At 59.8% G+C, this 15,875-nt stretch carries 16 protein-coding genes; 3 read left to right on the forward strand and 13 right to left on the reverse strand.

All coding sequences use genetic code 11. The features are described 5' to 3' along the window. Positions 1-50 precede the first annotated feature (50 nt). The 4 genes from RHP74_RS23855 to RHP74_RS23870 all read right to left on the reverse strand — a co-directional run bounded on the left by RHP74_RS23855 (position 51) and on the right by RHP74_RS23870 (position 3,726). The gene (locus RHP74_RS23855; protein WP_077748686.1) at positions 51-908 is read right to left on the reverse strand and encodes an HlyD family secretion protein; all 858 of its coding nucleotides are present in this window, start codon (positions 906-908) and stop codon (positions 51-53) included. A 10-nt stretch (positions 909-918) separates the two neighbouring features. Next, positions 919-1,125: a DUF1656 domain-containing protein gene (locus RHP74_RS23860; protein ID WP_008151119.1), complete on the reverse strand. Its 207-nt coding sequence runs from the start codon at positions 1,123-1,125 to the stop codon at positions 919-921. Beyond that, on the reverse strand, positions 1,112-3,100 hold the full coding sequence (locus tag RHP74_RS23865) for an FUSC family protein (RefSeq protein ID WP_311096447.1): 1,989 nt from the start codon (positions 3,098-3,100) through the stop codon (positions 1,112-1,114). The genes RHP74_RS23860 and RHP74_RS23865 overlap by 14 nt, the downstream gene beginning before the upstream one ends. 158 nt (positions 3,101-3,258) lie before the next feature. Next, positions 3,259-3,726, reverse strand: coding sequence for a PA2169 family four-helix-bundle protein (locus RHP74_RS23870; protein ID WP_010457366.1), 468 nt, complete (start codon positions 3,724-3,726; stop codon positions 3,259-3,261). 203 nt (positions 3,727-3,929) lie between these two features. Between RHP74_RS23870 and RHP74_RS23875 the strand changes: the two genes are divergently transcribed. Further along, entirely contained in the window at positions 3,930-4,166 is a 237-nt protein-coding gene (locus RHP74_RS23875; RefSeq protein WP_010457368.1) for a DUF3820 family protein, read from the forward strand. Between the two features lie 28 nt (positions 4,167-4,194). Next, on the forward strand, positions 4,195-5,376 hold the full coding sequence (locus RHP74_RS23880; RefSeq protein ID WP_311096448.1) for an aminotransferase class V-fold PLP-dependent enzyme: 1,182 nt from the start codon (positions 4,195-4,197) through the stop codon (positions 5,374-5,376). A 2-nt stretch (positions 5,377-5,378) separates the two neighbouring features. Here the strand turns inward: RHP74_RS23880 and RHP74_RS23885 are convergent, their stop codons facing one another. The 4 genes from RHP74_RS23885 to zwf all read right to left on the reverse strand — a co-directional run bounded on the left by RHP74_RS23885 (position 5,379) and on the right by zwf (position 9,139). Next, positions 5,379-6,104 (reverse strand): intradiol ring-cleavage dioxygenase, encoded by a 726-nt coding sequence (locus RHP74_RS23885; RefSeq protein WP_311096449.1) that lies wholly within the window; start codon positions 6,102-6,104, stop codon positions 5,379-5,381. A gap of 182 nt (positions 6,105-6,286) precedes the next feature. Next, a complete protein-coding gene (locus tag RHP74_RS23890; RefSeq protein WP_010457374.1) occupies positions 6,287-6,952 on the reverse strand; it encodes a bifunctional 4-hydroxy-2-oxoglutarate aldolase/2-dehydro-3-deoxy-phosphogluconate aldolase in 666 nt (221 codons plus the stop codon). A gap of 17 nt (positions 6,953-6,969) precedes the next feature. Continuing rightward, positions 6,970-7,683, reverse strand: a complete 714-nt coding sequence (pgl, locus tag RHP74_RS23895) for a 6-phosphogluconolactonase (RefSeq protein WP_169858027.1) — start codon at positions 7,681-7,683, stop codon at positions 6,970-6,972. Then, positions 7,670-9,139 (reverse strand): glucose-6-phosphate dehydrogenase, encoded by a 1,470-nt coding sequence (gene zwf / locus RHP74_RS23900; protein ID WP_010457378.1) that lies wholly within the window; start codon positions 9,137-9,139, stop codon positions 7,670-7,672. Before zwf ends, pgl begins: the two co-directional genes overlap by 14 nt. A 239-nt stretch (positions 9,140-9,378) precedes the next feature. Between zwf and RHP74_RS23905 the strand changes: the two genes are divergently transcribed. After that, the gene (locus RHP74_RS23905) at positions 9,379-10,239 is read left to right on the forward strand and encodes a MurR/RpiR family transcriptional regulator (protein ID WP_169858048.1); all 861 of its coding nucleotides are present in this window, start codon (positions 9,379-9,381) and stop codon (positions 10,237-10,239) included. 153 nt (positions 10,240-10,392) lie between these two features. Here RHP74_RS23905 and RHP74_RS23910 read toward each other — a convergent pair whose 3' ends face one another. The 5 genes from RHP74_RS23910 to RHP74_RS23930 all read right to left on the reverse strand — a co-directional run bounded on the left by RHP74_RS23910 (position 10,393) and on the right by RHP74_RS23930 (position 15,783). After that, positions 10,393-11,247: a D-hexose-6-phosphate mutarotase gene (locus RHP74_RS23910; protein WP_010457382.1), complete on the reverse strand. Its 855-nt coding sequence runs from the start codon at positions 11,245-11,247 to the stop codon at positions 10,393-10,395. Between the two features lie 107 nt (positions 11,248-11,354). Beyond that, positions 11,355-12,701 carry a carbohydrate porin gene (locus RHP74_RS23915; protein WP_010457384.1) on the reverse strand — a complete coding sequence of 449 codons (1,347 nt, stop codon included), beginning with the start codon at positions 12,699-12,701 and terminating at the stop codon, positions 11,355-11,357. Between the two features lie 172 nt (positions 12,702-12,873). Further along, positions 12,874-14,034 carry an ABC transporter ATP-binding protein gene (locus RHP74_RS23920; RefSeq protein WP_010457386.1) on the reverse strand — a complete coding sequence of 387 codons (1,161 nt, stop codon included), beginning with the start codon at positions 14,032-14,034 and terminating at the stop codon, positions 12,874-12,876. A 2-nt stretch (positions 14,035-14,036) separates the two neighbouring features. After that, on the reverse strand, positions 14,037-14,882 hold the full coding sequence (locus RHP74_RS23925; RefSeq protein WP_077748691.1) for a carbohydrate ABC transporter permease: 846 nt from the start codon (positions 14,880-14,882) through the stop codon (positions 14,037-14,039). Beyond that, complete coding sequence (locus tag RHP74_RS23930) at positions 14,875-15,783, reverse strand: carbohydrate ABC transporter permease (RefSeq protein WP_010457390.1); 909 nt, start codon at positions 15,781-15,783, stop codon at positions 14,875-14,877. The genes RHP74_RS23925 and RHP74_RS23930 overlap by 8 nt, the downstream gene beginning before the upstream one ends. Positions 15,784-15,875 lie beyond the last annotated feature (92 nt).

The following is a 15,875-nucleotide window of genomic DNA, read 5'->3' on the forward strand; positions in this document are numbered from 1 at the left end:
TGCGGCGTTCCGACAAGCTCCCTCGCCACAATGATTGCGGCGCAGCGTATTTAGCGTTCGCTTACCTGCACACTCGCCGTCATCCCCGAACTCAGATTCATGCCCTCCGGCAATTTATCAATCTTGATCCGCACCGGAATCCGCTGTGCCAGCCTCACCCAGTTAAACGTCGGTTCTACCTCCGCCAACAACTGCCCATCTGGCGTGGTGTTGCGATCGGTAATCCCGCGACTGATGCTTTCCACATGCCCGTCCAGCGCTTCTCCCGCGCTCATCAACCAGATCTTCACCGGATCGCCAACCCGAATCCGCGACAACTTGGTTTCCTCGAAATACGCCTGCACATAGAAGGTCGAATCATCGATCAATGCCATCACCGGCTGCCCGGCGTTCACATAATTGCCTTGGGCCAGGCGCAGGTTGGTGATGTGGCCGCTGCGAGGCGCATGGACCTGACTGCGCGCCAGATTGAGTTCGGCAACCTTGGCTTCCGCCTGAGCTTCACGCAATTCACCCCGGGCGATACCGGCGTTGATTTGTGCGTTCTCGCGCAGTTCGGCACTGATGGCTTGCGGCCCGAGGCTGGCGCGGCGACTGGCTTCGCGTTCGCGCAGATTGAGTTGTTGCTGGCGGGTCTGCACCACCGCCTGGGCCTTCTCCAGCGCCGCTTCGAACCGGTCACGATCGATGCTCAGCAACAGGTCGCCCGCCTTGACCGGCTGGTTATCGAACGCCTTGAGCTCACGCACCCACCCCGAGACGTCCGGGGCGATGACCACCACGTCGGCGCGGATCCGCGCATCCCGGGTCCAGGGCGTAAGCATGTAGTACTGCCACAAATGGAAGCCGGCAAAGATCGCCACCGCCACCAGGCTCAAGGTTACCGCGACACGTACGGGGGTACGCATGTTCAACTCCTTATAAAGGTCCGAGGACGACGGTGATCAAGGTCAATACACAGACGTACAAGGCGCAATCAAACAGTGCTTCGTGCCAGATCCAGCGGCCGACCGGTGTCAGGCGCAACAGCATGCGCAAGGCTCCGGTGACCAGCAGTGCCAGCAGCACATAAATCAAAAACGGACTGAGCAGCACGCCGCCCACCGACCACTCACGCAAGCCCATGGCTTTGCTCCTGTTGACGGCACCAGGCGCGCCAACTGCTCTGCAATTGCAGCACCGCGCCCTGAGCCAGTTTCACCGCGTCGCTGGGTGGCAACGCGTACAAGGTCTTCAAGAAATCTGCGCTGGGTCGTTCCAGCGCATCGGCGCGGTTGCCCGCAGGGCCCTGCTCAAGGACTTTTTCCAACTGCTCGAGATAACGCCGCTGCGGTGCGCTGACCGGCACTTGCGCCACCGCCAGGCTCAACCGCAGATGCAACAATTCATCGCCGATATCGAGGCCGAGCAAGCCGTCATCCCAGCGACTGCGCGCCGGTTCCGGCAACTCGGGATAGTGCCGCGCCAGTTGCAGCAAGCGGTCGGCCATGCGTCCGCCAAACCAGCTTTCGGCACCCCGCAGGTTACGTCGGGTCAGCCGCACCAGATCGTCGAGCGTCGCTGTTAGCAAGCGGCGGCCATGCCACGCCGGGTTACGCAGGATCAGCAAATGAAACGCCAGCACCGCCGCGCCGACACCGACCACCATCGCCTGGGCGCTGTTGAAGAACGTGGCGACGTCGAATTTCATCGCGTTCAGCGGCGACACCAGCACGATGAAATGCAGACAGAACGAAGTCGCCGTGGCCCCAATCTGCGGCTTGGCCATGCCCAGCGCACCGAAAAACAACGGCACGCCCATGCCCATGCAGAGCAAGGCAAATCCGCTCCATTGCGGCAGCAGAATCTGCCCGACGAAAAACGCCGCCGGAATCGCCAGGAAAATGCCCCGCATAAAACTCATGCCGATCTGCGCACCGTTCTCGCGACTGGCGAACAGGCTGCACACCACGCACGTCAGCACCAGGGCGCCCGACGCGGCGGGCCAGGCCGTCGCCAGCCAGAAGCACGACACCACCAGAAACGCCAGGGCACTACGCGCGCCAAACACCAGCGCCAGTGACAGGTCGCGGTGCGGCGCCAGGGTGCGTGGCGGATCGACCGTTTCGCGCCCCTCCTCCACGGCTTTCATCGCCGCAGTGGCCGCCATCGCGGTATCGAGCAACAAGGTGAAACGGGCCAGGCAATAACTCTGCGCGGAGCTGATGTGCGGGTCATGGGACGCATCGAGCAACCTCGGCCGCAACGCTTGCAGGGTCGCCGTATCGTCGCCGCTGAGCGCAACCTGAACCTCGGTCATCCACGGCAACAGTTGCTCGGCATCCTGTGGTTCCAGCTGCTTCCACTGACGGCGCACCGAACGGGCGATGCGCAGCAGCATCAAGAGCTTCTGGCTCAAGCCGCTGATGGCTCGTGCCCGCTGCCGACCCAGGCCACCTTCAAACCAGGCATGTTCGCGCTGGGCATCGACCGCGACGATTCGCCCGAGGATTTCCAGCAACCCCTTACGGGCCTGAGCATCGCCGGCCAGCGTTGCACGCGCAGCATTCATCCCGCTGTTCCAGGCGGCTCGCGCCTGATCCGCCAGTTGTCGCTCGACGCGCATCGGCCACAGCAACGCGCTGGCCGCCGTGGCGCACAGGATGCCCAGACAGATTTCCGTGCAGCGCGCCACGGCCTGGTCGAACACCGTCAGCGGATGGGTAATGGCCGGCAACGCGATGATCGCTACCGTGTAACCGGCCAGCACAAATGAATAGGACCAGGCACTGCGCAGCAACGTTGAACTCGCCGTACACAACCCGAGCCACAACGCCAAGGCCAGCAAAAACAGCCAAGGCGTCTGGGCGAACAAGCCCATGAATACCACCGACATAATCGTGCCGACCAGCGTGCCCAGCAGCCGTGCCAGCCCCTTCTGCACCACCATTCCAGACAATGGCTGAGCGACGATGAACGCCGTCATCAATGCCCAGGCGGGTTGCTCAAGCCCCCAGCGCAATGCCAGCCACAAGGCCAGACCGCCACCGATCAGGGTTTTGATTGCGAACTGTAGGGCGCGGCGGTCAGGCGCAAACAAAGCCTGCAAAGTGATAGGCACGTAAAAGACTCTTGAAAGGACGTTTTTAACGATAGTCGGGTTCACTGAAGTCACTTGAAAAACAAATTATTAGCGAGCTATCTATATTCCGTCCAGCGTTAAATCCCAGACACAAAAAAACGCCAGACTGGCTGGCGTTTTTGACAGGCTACGGACGCTTAAGAGCGTGCGCGAGCCTGGTTGCGCAGGGCTTTTACCTGATCGTGATTGCGTTGCACGCCGTGATACTGACGTTCAACCAGGTCACGAATGCCCACCAGATTGTGCTTGTTGATTTTTTCGAGGGCTTCTTTGTATGCCTTCAGTGCATGGTCTTCACCGCGTTCGGCTTCGTTCAGCACGGCTTCTTCATCCTTGCCGGTGAACATCGCTTTGACGTCGACCCAACGACGGTGCAGATCACCGCTGACGCTGGTAGACGTTTCCGGATCGCCGCCCATCGAACGCACGGCACTCTGAAGTTCGGCAGCGGCGGTGGCGCAGTCGGCGGAGCGTTGCACGAACAGGGTTTTGAGTTCAGGGTGTTTGATGTCTTCAGCGCAAGTCTTGAACCCTTCCTGACCGTCTTTGCTGGTTTCAATCAGGTCGTTGAGTACAGAGATCGCTTCTTTATTCATGTCGGTCATTTTTCAATTCCTTGCGGGTTGATGAAAGATGCAATAGCTATTGCACCCTGCATGCCAGCTTCAAACTGAGAATTTATGCGTTATATTTCAATAAGTTAGTTATAGCGACCAAATCTGTATCCGCTTTTTTTGCATGAACTGTCAATTGGCCTGCATGCAGAATGCCTGTATTTTCCAGCCTGATGAATCAAGACGACCGATAGATGAACCCTGAAAAGCTCGAACTGTTGATCACCCGTGAAATGCCCTTCGGCAAATACAAGGGTCGCATCATTGCCGACCTGCCCGGCCAATACCTGAACTGGTTCGCCCGTGAAGGATTCCCGCACGGTGAGCTGGGCGGATTGCTGGCCCTGATGCAGGAGATCGACCACAACGGTCTGTCGGACCTGCTCGAACCGCTGCGCGCCAAACACGGCAAACCTGCCCCGCGCCACTGACATCGTCATCAAAAAAGCCGAGTAGCTCATGCCCGATAACACCCGTCGCGCCCGTGATGAACATTTCTGGAAGACCTTTGCCGACCGCTACGCGGTCGAACCCGGGCCCATCAACCTTGAAAACGGTTACTTCGGACGGATGTCGCGCACCGTGGTTGAGGAGTACGAGCGCAATATCGAGCTGATCAACCGCAGCAACTCGGTGCATGTCCGCCAGCGTTTCGAACAGATCGAAAGTCTCGAGATCCGGGCGCAGCTCGCCCGCCTGATCGATGTTCCAGTCGACACCGTGGCCCTCACCCGCAACGCGTCGGACGGCCTGCAATCGTTGATCCGCAATTACAATCGCCTTCAGCCGGGCGATCAGGTGCTGATTTGCGATCTGGAGTACGACACGGTCAAAGGCGCGATGCATTGGCTGGCGCGGCATCGCGGCGTGGAAGTGATCGAAATCGACCACGCGCACCCCGCAACGTTTGACAGCTTGCTGGCGACTTATCGCGACGCTTTCGCGCGTTATCCAAAGCTCAAATTGATGGCCCTGACCCATGTCACCCATCGCACCGGATTGGTCATGCCCGTGCAGGCCATTGCTGCTGCCGCGAAAGAATACGGCATCGACGTGATCCTTGACGGCGCGCACGCCCTCGGCCAGATCGAGTTCAATCTGCATGAACTGGGCGTTTCTTTCGCCGGCTTCAACCTGCACAAATGGATTGGCGCGCCCCTGACGCTGGGCTTTATCTATATAGACCCCGAGCGTTTGGCCGACATCGACCCGGACATGGGCGAGATGCACTTCCCGGTCACCGATATCCGCGCCCGCTCGCCCTACAGCACACCGAACATCCCGGCCCTGCTGACGCTGCCGCTGGTGTTCGAGGAGCATCTCTCCATGGGCGGGGCCGCTGCCAAGAGCACACGGCTCAATTACCTGCGCAACCGGTGGGTCAATGCAGTTCGCGAGTTACCGGGGATCGAGATCATGACACCCGATGACCCGCGACTGTATTGCGGCATTACCTCGATGCGCTTTACCCGGCATACCGATCAACAGGCGATGGTCGAGCGGCTGCTCAGCGATTACAACCTGTTCACCGTGGTCCGCAGTGGCGCGGCGAGCGGGCCCTGCATTCGCATTACACCAGGGCTCACCACCACCGCTGCCGACATGGATCTGCTGGCCAGGGCGCTGAGCGAGTTGCGCTGACGTCAGACCGTGTATTTGTCGAAGTCCTCCGGCTTGATTTGCGTCGAAGCGGCGAACGTGTCGATACCGATGGTCGTATGCCCGAAAAAGCCATCCTCGTTCGAGTCTCGACCGAGGGTGTGGACCTTCAATGTCGAAGCCTCGCCACCCTGCTCGCGGTAATAAGTGTCTTCATTGTTGCTCAACGGCGAGACCGATCGGCCGCTGTAGTCCCGGGCGTTTAGCACCGAACGTGAAGCGGGTTCGGGGAAGTAGAGCTGACCGACCCAGGCGACGTGTCGTTCGTCGAGGTAATTGTTGCCGGACGTAATGCGCACGGCGACATGAATGTGCAAAGTGCGGCCGGCATAGAACCCCGGGTAGATGGTGGTAAACCGCACAATGCCCTTTTTGTCGGTGAATTGTCCGCCACGCAGATAGGTGTCGTCGTCCGTGCGCGGGATGGAGCCGATGTCCCCGACATCGACTTCCTGGTCCGGATTGACCTTGCTCCAGCCCGAATACGCACCGCGCGCATTGCAATGCCAGATATCGACCAGGGCTCCGGTCACCGGCTCCCCCGTCATGGCATCGACAATCGACAGTCGCAGCACCAGGGGAATGCCATCGGCGCTCTCGCTGATGTTGCGCCTGATCAGTTTCGGATTGCGGAAATACGGGCCGGCAATTTGCTCGGGAGACAGCAGGTAAACGGAGGGTGCGGGTGTTGCGGAGGTGGTGTCGTCCATGACGTTCTCTCTTCCATAAGATGAACGCAGGTTAACGCTGGATGGGCGGCGAGAGGCGGTAACTATGTATCGCATCATTTCCCTTGCAGGAGCGGTATTTCATCAGGCAAAAAAAAACGGTGCACCGACCAAGCGCACCGTAAAGCCGTAGAACACACAACGAAGTGTTTGGTAAAAGCCGATCAGTCCAGCAGCGCCAAGGCCTCGGCGGTGCATTCCTGAATGCGGGCCCAGTCGCCGTTCTTGATCCACTCGGGATCCAGCATCCAGCTACCGCCCACGCACATCACGTTTTTCAACGCCATGTAGCTCTTGATGTTGGCCGGGCTGACGCCGCCGGTCGGGCAGAATTTCACTTCACCGAACGGGCCGCCAAGGGCCTTGATGGCGGCAACGCCACCGCTGACTTCCGCCGGGAACAGCTTGAAGCGGCGATAACCCAGCCCATAGCCTTCCATGATGCCGGAAGCGTTGCTGATGCCTGGCAACAGCGGGATCGGGCTATCGACGCTGGCTTCGAGCAGGTCACGGGTGATACCCGGGGTGACGATGAACTGCGAGCCGGCCGCTTCGGCAGCGGCGAGCATCGTGCGATCCAGCACAGTACCCGCACCGGTCACCAGCTCCGGACGCTGCTCACGCAGAATCTGGATGGCCTTGAGGCCGAACTGCGAACGCAGGGTCACTTCCAGGGCAGTCAGGCCACCGGCGGCCAGGGCATCGGCCAGCGGCAGGACGTCCTGTTCGCGGGCGATGGTGATCACCGGCAGGATCCGCGCCTTGGCGCAGAGGCTGTCGATCAGGGCAATTTTGTCCGCCATGGAAACGGTCGGGGATGTGATTGTCATAGCGGCTGATCCTTGGCTCATGGGCACCAGTAAATCTCTAACGTAGGTTGCAGAAACGCGCGAATCGGCATGGCGGCGACATCGTCACCGGCCAATGCGGCACTCAAAGTGGTCAGTTTGGACTGACCGGAAATCGATAGAACGGTGGTCTTGGCCGAGGCCAGCAGCGCGCGGCTCATGGTCAGTCGCTGATGCGGCACGGTCGGTGCCAGCATCGGATAGCACCGACGGGTGCCGTCGACTTTCAAGGCATCGATCAGGTTCGGGCTGTTGGGGAACAGCGAAGCGGTGTGACCGTCATCGCCCATGCCGAGGATCAACACATCGATCGGCGGCAATTCGGCGAGCAAACGGTCGGCCTGCTCGGCGGCCAGCTCAAGGTTCGCGGTGGCGCTGTAGAGGCTCAGAAACTGAGCCTTGGCTGCCGGGCCTTGCAACAGGTAACGCTTGAGCAGACCGGCATTGCTGTCGGCATGCTCGACCGGCACCCAACGCTCGTCGGCCAGGGTGACCACGACCTTGGACCAGTCGAGTTTCTGCTTCGCCAGGTTCTGGAAGAACGCCACCGGGCTGCGGCCACCGGACACCACCAGCGTCGCGCTGCCGCGAGCGTCGATGGCATCACTCAGTTGCTTGGCCACAATCAGCGCCAGACCATCGGCCAGCAACACCGGGCTTTTGAACTCATGGGCGCTGACGCCCTGAGGCAGTTTCAATTCAGATATCGCCATACCACGACCTCCCATCCCGCGTGATCAGAGCAATGGAGCTCATCGGTCCCCAGGACCCAGCCGCATACGGCTTGGGCGCATCACCGGATTTTTTCCACCCGGCGATCAACTGGTCACACCACTTCCACGCGGCTTCGATTTCATCTTTACGGACAAACAGGTTCTGATTGCCGCGCATCACTTCCAGCAACAACCGCTCGTAGGCATCGGGAATCCGTGCGCTGCGATAAGTGTCGGAAAAATTCAGCTGCAACGGACCGCTGCGCAACTGCATACCCTTGTCCAGGCCTTGTTCTTTGGTCATCACACGCAAGGAAATGCCTTCATCCGGTTGCAGGCGGATAATCAGCTTGTTGCTGATTTGCAGGCGCTGCTCGGGGGCGAAGATGTAGTGCGACGGTTCCTTGAAGTGGATGACGATCTGCGACAGCTTCTGCGGCATGCGCTTGCCGGTGCGCAGGTAAAACGGCACGCCGGCCCAGCGCCAGTTGCGGATGTCCGCACGCAGGGCGACGAAGGTTTCGGTGTCGCTTTGGGTGTTCGAATTCGGTTCTTCCAGATACCCCGGAACCGGTTTGCCTTCGCTGTACCCGGCGATGTACTGGCCGCGCACCACTTGTGTAGTCAGGCCTTCCGGGCTGATAGGCGCCAGGGCCTTGAGCACTTTGACTTTCTCGTCACGGATGCTGTCGGCGGACAGGTCGGCCGGCGGGTCCATGGCGATCAGGCAGAGCAGTTGCAGCAGGTGATTCTGGATCATGTCCCGCAGCTGACCAGCCTTGTCGAAGTAACCCCAGCGGCCTTCGATGCCGACCTTCTCGGCCACGGTGATTTCCACGTGGGAGATATAATTCTGGTTCCACTGGGTTTCGAACAGGCTGTTGGCGAAACGCAGGGCGATCAGGTTCTGGACGGTCTCTTTGCCCAGGTAGTGATCGATGCGGTAGGTGCGGTTCTCCGGGAAGAACTGCGCCACGGCGTCGTTGACCTTGCGCGAGGATTCCAGGTCCGAACCGATGGGCTTTTCCAGCACCACGCGGGTGTTTTCAGTCAGGCCGACCTTCGACAGGTTCTCGCAGATCGCGCCGTAAACGGCGGCCGGCGTGGCGAAGTAGGCAATGACACGCTGGGCGCTGCCGGCCATTTCGGCCAGGGCGACGTAATCGTCGGCCTTGAGGAAGTCGACATGCAGGTAGCTCAAACGGGCCAGGAAGCGTTCGACCACAGCTTCGTCCAGCTCTTTGGCACCTACATAACGGCGCAGTTCGGAGGCGATGAACGCCAAGTGTTCCTGCTCGCTGCCTGGCTCACGGGCCAGCGCGATAATCCGCGTTTCCTCGTGCAGCAGGCCTGCGCCATCGAGTTGATAAAGGGCAGGAAACAGTTTGCGCAGGGCCAAGTCACCGAGGGCGCCGAACAAGGCAAAGGTGCACGGTTCAACCGTAATCGAAGGCATGATGTTTGTTCTTTTATCAAGTTAAGCTACAAATACCTTTTTTCAAGGCATCACTCAAGGGAAAATGTAGTAATAACCACAACATTTTCGCAAAATACAGATTCCGAGTGGTGGTCGGTCGGAGCCATCAGTAGGATAGGCCACCGTGACGGGCCCGATCAAAGTCCCAATTTGCATAGCCGGGGCCCTTATTTGCATTGCTCTCTTGTTTGCGGAGCTAAGGAACATATATGGACCGCGTGCGAAATTTACTGGAACAGATCCAGAATCGCCTTGAAGACCTGAACAAGGCGGAACGCAAAGTCGCCGAAGTGATCCTGCTCAACCCAGAGCTGGCCACCCGGTTCAGCATTGCCGCCCTCGCCCAGGCCTCTAAGGTCAGCGAGCCGACGGTCAACCGTTTCTGCCGTTCGTTCGGCGTCAGTGGCTACCCGGAGCTCAAGCTTCAACTGGCCCAGAGCCTGGCCAGCGGCGCGGCGTATGTCAGCCGTGCAGTCGAGGCCGATGACAATCCCGAGGCGTACACCAAGAAGATTTTCGGCAGCGCCATCGCGTCGCTGGACAGTGCCTTGCAGGCACTGGACCCGAACCTGATCAGCCGCGCCGTCGACCTGTTGATCCAGGCCCGACAGATCCACTTCTTCGGCCTTGGCGCCTCGGCCCCGGTGGCGCTGGACGCGCAGCACAAGTTCTTCCGCTTCAACCTGGCGGTCACCGCCCATGCCGACGTGCTGATGCAGCGCATGATTGCGTCGGTGGCGCATACCGGCGAGTTGTTCGTGATCATTTCCTACACCGGCCGCACCCGCGAACTGGTGGAAGTGGCGCGTATCGCCCGGGAGAACGGCGCTTCAGTGCTGGGGCTGACGGCCGAGGGGTCGCCTTTGGCCAAGGCCAGCACCTTGAGCCTGAACATTCCGTTGCCGGAAGACACCGACATCTATATGCCGATGACGTCGCGGATCATCCAGCTGACCGTGCTGGATGTGCTGGCCACCGGCATGACCTTGCGCCGTGGCGTGGACTTCCAGCCGCATTTGCGCAAGATCAAAGAGAGCCTCAATGCCAGTCGGTATCCGGTTGGGGATGAGTTTAACTAGGTCAATATCTTCATTGCCTGTCCTGGCCTCATCGCGAGCAGGCTCGCTCCCACATTAGATCTTCGGTGGACACTGTATTTGTATTCAAAGCAGGTCCACTGTGGGAGCGAGCCTGCTCGCGAAAGGGCCAGCCCAGGCGCAAAGATTCTGGAACTAAACCCCCACCCGCGCCTGCAAACTCAAATGCGCTTTCTGCCCCGGCGCCAGGCTCAAACTGTCGGTCCCGCCACTCGCCGCCTCGACACACACAAATTCTGAAATCTCGTTCCAGCTCACCCCCAGCAACGGTCGCGCCCCCGGATGCCAGACCACGGTGTCCGCATGGTCACCGGTGTCGATACACAACTCGCGCTGCCAGGCGTGGTCCTTGAGCTGCAATTCACCGTCATGCTGGAATACCCGCTGACACCCACCGTCAACTCTCAACTCGCCTTCCTGCTGGCAAACCTGGCGGTTCAACTGGTCGTAACCGTGGGCGCCATCGAGCCCGGACAGCGCTATCTCACCGACATCACCAATACGCCAATAGGCATGCAACGCCTGGCTCAATTGGCACGGCAGGCTGTCCTGATGCTCGGTGCTCAGGCGCAGATCCATGCGTTCGCCCAAGTGGGCGTGCAGGTCCACTTGCCAGTCACACAGCTGAAGTTGCCAATGCAGGCGCACGCCATCGTCGTCATGGCTGCTGTCGAGCAGTTTCCAGTCGATCAACCGTGCCCAGCCATGGGAAGGCCAGGCGTTTTCGCTCGGATGACGGCCATACCACGGCCAGCATACCGGCACACCGCCACGAATCGCGCCGACTTGTGGCCACTTCGCCGCGCACCAGAGCCAGGGCTTCTGGCCCTTTGGCTGGAAGTGCAGCAACTGCGCGCCCTGCCGGCTGAACACCGCCTGACACAGCGGGTGATCGATCACCAGCACATCGCGCTTCTGATAGCGCTCCCACGCAAACACCGGACGTTCGCGCAAGGATTTGAAGAAGCGTTGTAGCGGATGCTCATGCATGTGCCACGGTCCTGAAAATCATCCGGGGTGCGCCGCCCCAAAAAAAAGCGGACAGCCAAGGCTGTCCGCAAAAATGCGCACATAGAGAGGAGCTTATCGCAACAGCGTTAGAACACCGACTGAATTTTCAGGCCGGCCACCAGCGCGTTGTCGACTTCATCCACACCGCCCGGGTGAGTGATGTATTGCAGGTTAGGACGCACGGTCAGCCAGTTGGTGACGTGGAAGCCGTAGTTGATCTCGTAGTTGTACTCAGTGTTACGCAGCGGCGCGAACAACGGGTCCTGATAGTCAGTGACATTGTTGGAGGCGTTGACCAACTCTGAGTTTTTCTTAACGTCATCGTTGACATGGATACGGGCGGCACCGATACCGAAGTCATCCTTCGGCCGTGCATCGAACGGGCCCTTGTACACCAGCATCAGCGACTGGTAGTTATCGACGAAGTTGGTGTCCTTGTCGTGGAAGGTAGCGTTGGCAGCAATGTTCAGACCGCGGGAAGCGTCACCGTTGTGGGTGGTGAGTTGTTGCTGCGCCACGAACCAGTAGCCGGACTTGCTGCTGTGGCTGCGATAGGCGTTACCGCTGGTTGCGGCGTCATTACCGTTGTCGTCTTCACGAACGTCATCGGCCTTGGCCGTGCTTTTGTAGTAACCGACACGGTATTCGCCCGGCAGGTTGCCAGGGTTAGGCAACCAGACCAGTTCGACCGGCAACACGGTGCCCTTGGTGCCACTGCCGCTGAGCTTGAAGCCGTTACCGTGTTCCAGTTGCGACGGGTTCTGGTTGTACGCGCCGATCTGCGCATACCACTCAGGCGAGATGTTGTACTTCACGCGAACCGCAGCCTGCATGACCGGCCAGTTGTACCAGATGTTGGTCGCCCAGTTACCCGCTTGGGAACCGCAGAACGCCAGGTTCTGGAACTCGCACGGGAAGGTGTTGAAGTCTTCGCCTTCGCCGAAGTAACCGGCCTTGACGTCCAGTTTGCCATCGAGGAACTGGTGCTTGATCCACAGTTGGGTCAGGCGAACCATGTGGCCACGGCCGTAGACTTCCTGGGAGGAACTCAAGGTGCCGGCACGCGGATCGCCGACACGGTCATTGGAGATGTTCTCACCGTTACGGTTGGTGAGCTGGACCTTGGCCTGGGTGTTATCCCAGCCCCACAGCTTTTGCAGGTCCAGCGCCACGCCCAGGCCAAACTGGTCGGCGTAACGCGCGGTCTTGTCGTTGTTGTAGCCACCGTGAAGGTTGCCACCGACTTCACCGACGTAGTCCATCTTGATGTCGATGCCCCGCTCGATCAGCTTGGTCCGCTCGCCACCCCAATCGCCGGTCATCCATTCGGAATCGGCGCTGAACGCGTCAGCCGCGTGCACACTACCGGCCAGCATCATGGCCGCAACCGCGGACAACTGGCAGATAAGCTGAGCGTTGTTGTTCTTCTTCATCCCTACATCCTCGTTTTATTGTTATTAACTGTTTTTATTTAACGCGGTTACATCAGGTGCGGAGAGCGACAGGCCGCTCACCGCATATCCCCCCTGCAGGAGCCAGTTTTGCCGGCGAAGGCGACCCTGAAATCGCCTCCGCCGGCATGCCTGGCGCCTACAGTTTTAATCTTCAGCGGCCCTTGAATTGGGCAACGTTCGCGCCGTGGCTCTCGGCTTTTGGTTGACCGGCCACCCCCAGGCGTTCCCCGGTCTTGGCATCGAACAACAGCACTTTCGATGGATCGAATTGCAGGGTCAGGGTCTCGCCCACGTTCGGCGCGACGTCCGGCGCCAGGCGGCAGCAGACTTTGGTGTCGTTGAGATTGACGAACACCAGGGTGTCGGGACCGGTCGGTTCGGTGACCTGGACTTCGGCGCGAATGGTCGGCAAACCGTTCGGCTCGCTGCCCGCCAGAACGATCTGCTCCGGGCGCAGGCCGAGGATCACTTCACGGTCTTCCAGACCGGCGTCCTGCATGCCCATCGGCAATTCGCAACGCGCCTGGCCGCTGTCGAGCAGCGCCACCAGACGACCGTCCTTGCGCTGCAAACGCAGCGGAATGAAGTTCATCGGCGGCGAGCCGATGAAGCTCGCCACGAACAGGTTGGCCGGGTTGTTGTAGATGTCCTTTGGCGTACCGAACTGCTGAATGATCCCGTCCTTCATCACCGCAACTTTGTCGCCCAGGGTCATCGCTTCGATCTGGTCGTGGGTCACGTAGACCGTGGTGGTTTTCAGGCGCTGGTGCATCAGTTTCATTTCAGTGCGCATCTCGACGCGCAGCTTGGCGTCGAGGTTGGACAGCGGTTCGTCGAACAGATAAATCTTCGGCCGACGCGCCAGGGCACGGCCCATGGCCACGCGCTGTTGCTGACCACCGGAGAGCTGACCGGGCTTGCGGTTGAGCAAGTGTTCGATCTGCAACAGCTTGGATACCCGCGCCACTTCCGCTTCGATGTCGGCGGCAGGCATTTTGCGGATCTTCAAGCCGAAAGCGATGTTCTCGCGCACGCTCATGGTCGGGTACAGCGCGTAGGACTGGAACACCATGGCGATGTCGCGGTCTTTCGGGCTCATGCCGCTGACGTCCTGATCACCGATCATGATCGCGCCGCCGGTGATGGTTTCCAGGCCGGCGATGCAATTCATCAGGGTCGATTTACCGCAACCCGAAGGTCCGACCAGGATCAGGAACTCACCGTCCTTGATCGACAGTTCGATGTTCTTGAGGGTGTCCGGCAGGCCGGGACCATAGGTCTTGTTTACATTGCGAAGTTCGAGCGTAGCCATGATTACCCCTTGACTGCGCCGGCCGTCAGCCCGCGCACGAAATACTTGCCTGCGACCACATAGACCAGCAGGGTCGGCAGCCCGGCGATCATCGCCGCCGCCATATCAACGTTGTATTCCTTGGCCCCGGTACTGGTGTTGACCAAGTTGTTCAACGCCACCGTAATGGGTTGCGAATCACCGCTGGAGAACACCACGCCGAACAGGAAGTCGTTCCAGATCTGGGTGAACTGCCAGATCAGGCAGACCATGATGATCGGGGTGGACATCGGCAGGATGATCAAGCGGAAGATGGTGAAGAAACCCGCGCCATCGAGCCGCGCCGCCTTCACCAGCGCATCGGGAACGCTGACGTAGTAGTTACGGAAGAACAGCGTGGTGAACGCCAGGCCGTAGACCACGTGCACGAACACCAGGCCGGTGGTGGTGCTGGCCAGGCCCATCTTGCCGAGGGTGAACGAGGCCGGCAGCAGGACGGTCTGGAACGGCAGGAAGCAACCGAACAGCAGCAGACCGAAGAACAGTTGCGAGCCACGAAAGCGCCACATCGACAGCACATAGCCGTTCAGTGCACCGATGGCCGTGGAGATCAGTACCGCCGGAACGGTGATCTTGATCGAGTTCCAGAAGTACCCGTCAACCGTGCCCCAGGCCTTGACCCAGCCAATGCCGCTGACCACGGTCGGCCAGCTCAGCAGGTTGCCGGAGTTGATGTCTTCCGGCGTCTTGAAACTGGTCAACAGCATGACCACCAGCGGTATCAGGTAAAGGAATACCGCCAGGATCAGCACGCCGTAGATGGCGATGCGACTCAGGCTGATGGATGGTTTGGCAGCGAAATTAGTCATGACGCTTGGTCCTCAGCTCGGAGTACAGGTAAGGCACGATGATTGCGAGAATCGCACCGAGCATCAGAATCGCACTGGCCGAGCCCATGCCCATCTGGCCGCGACTGAAGGTGAAGGAATACATGAACATCGCAGGCAGGTCAGAGGAATAACCCGGGCCACCGGCAGTCATTGCCGCCACCAGGTCGAAACTCTTGATCGCGATGTGGGCCAGGATCATGACCGCGCTGAAGAACACCGGGCGCAGGCTCGGCAACACCACTTTCAGGTAAATGCGCGGCATGCTCGCGCCATCGATCTGGGCAGCACGGATGATCGATTGATCCACGCCACGCAGGCCGGCGAGGAACATCGCCATGATGAAGCCCGAGGCTTGCCAGACCGCCGCGATCACCAGGCAATACACGACGCGATCCGGGTCGATCAGCCAGTCCAGGCGAAAGCCTTCCCAACCCCAGTCACGCAGCAATTTGTCCAGGCCCATGCCCGGGTTGAGCAGCCACTTCCACGCGGTACCGGTGACGATCATCGAGAGCGCCATCGGGTACAGGTAAATGGTGCGAATGAAACCTTCGCGACGAATGCGCTGGTCAAGAAACACCGCCAGCAGCACACCGATCACCAAGGTGATGCCGATGAACATGCCGCCGAACACCGCCAGGTTCTTGCTCGCTACCCACCAACGGTCGTTGTCGAACAGCCGCTGGTACTGCGCCAGGCCCGCCCATTTGTAAGTCGGCAGGAAGGTCGAGGTGGTGAACGACAGGATGAACGTCCACAGGATATAGCCATAGAAGCCCACCAGGACGATGAACATGCTCGGCGCCAGCACCAGTTTCGGTAGCCAGCGCTGCAGTGCATCGAACGGCGAGGCCTTGCTGAACACAGCAACAGAACTCATGGGAAGATCCCGTACGAGAGAAAATTTACGTTGGAAATGCTGACCCTTGCAGGCGTGAGACTGCTTGCGATAGCTGAGTGTCAGACTCTGGA

It is taken from the genome of Pseudomonas sp. SG20052, from assembly GCF_031766055.1.
GTDB lineage: Bacteria > Pseudomonadota > Gammaproteobacteria > Pseudomonadales > Pseudomonadaceae > Aquipseudomonas > Aquipseudomonas mandelii.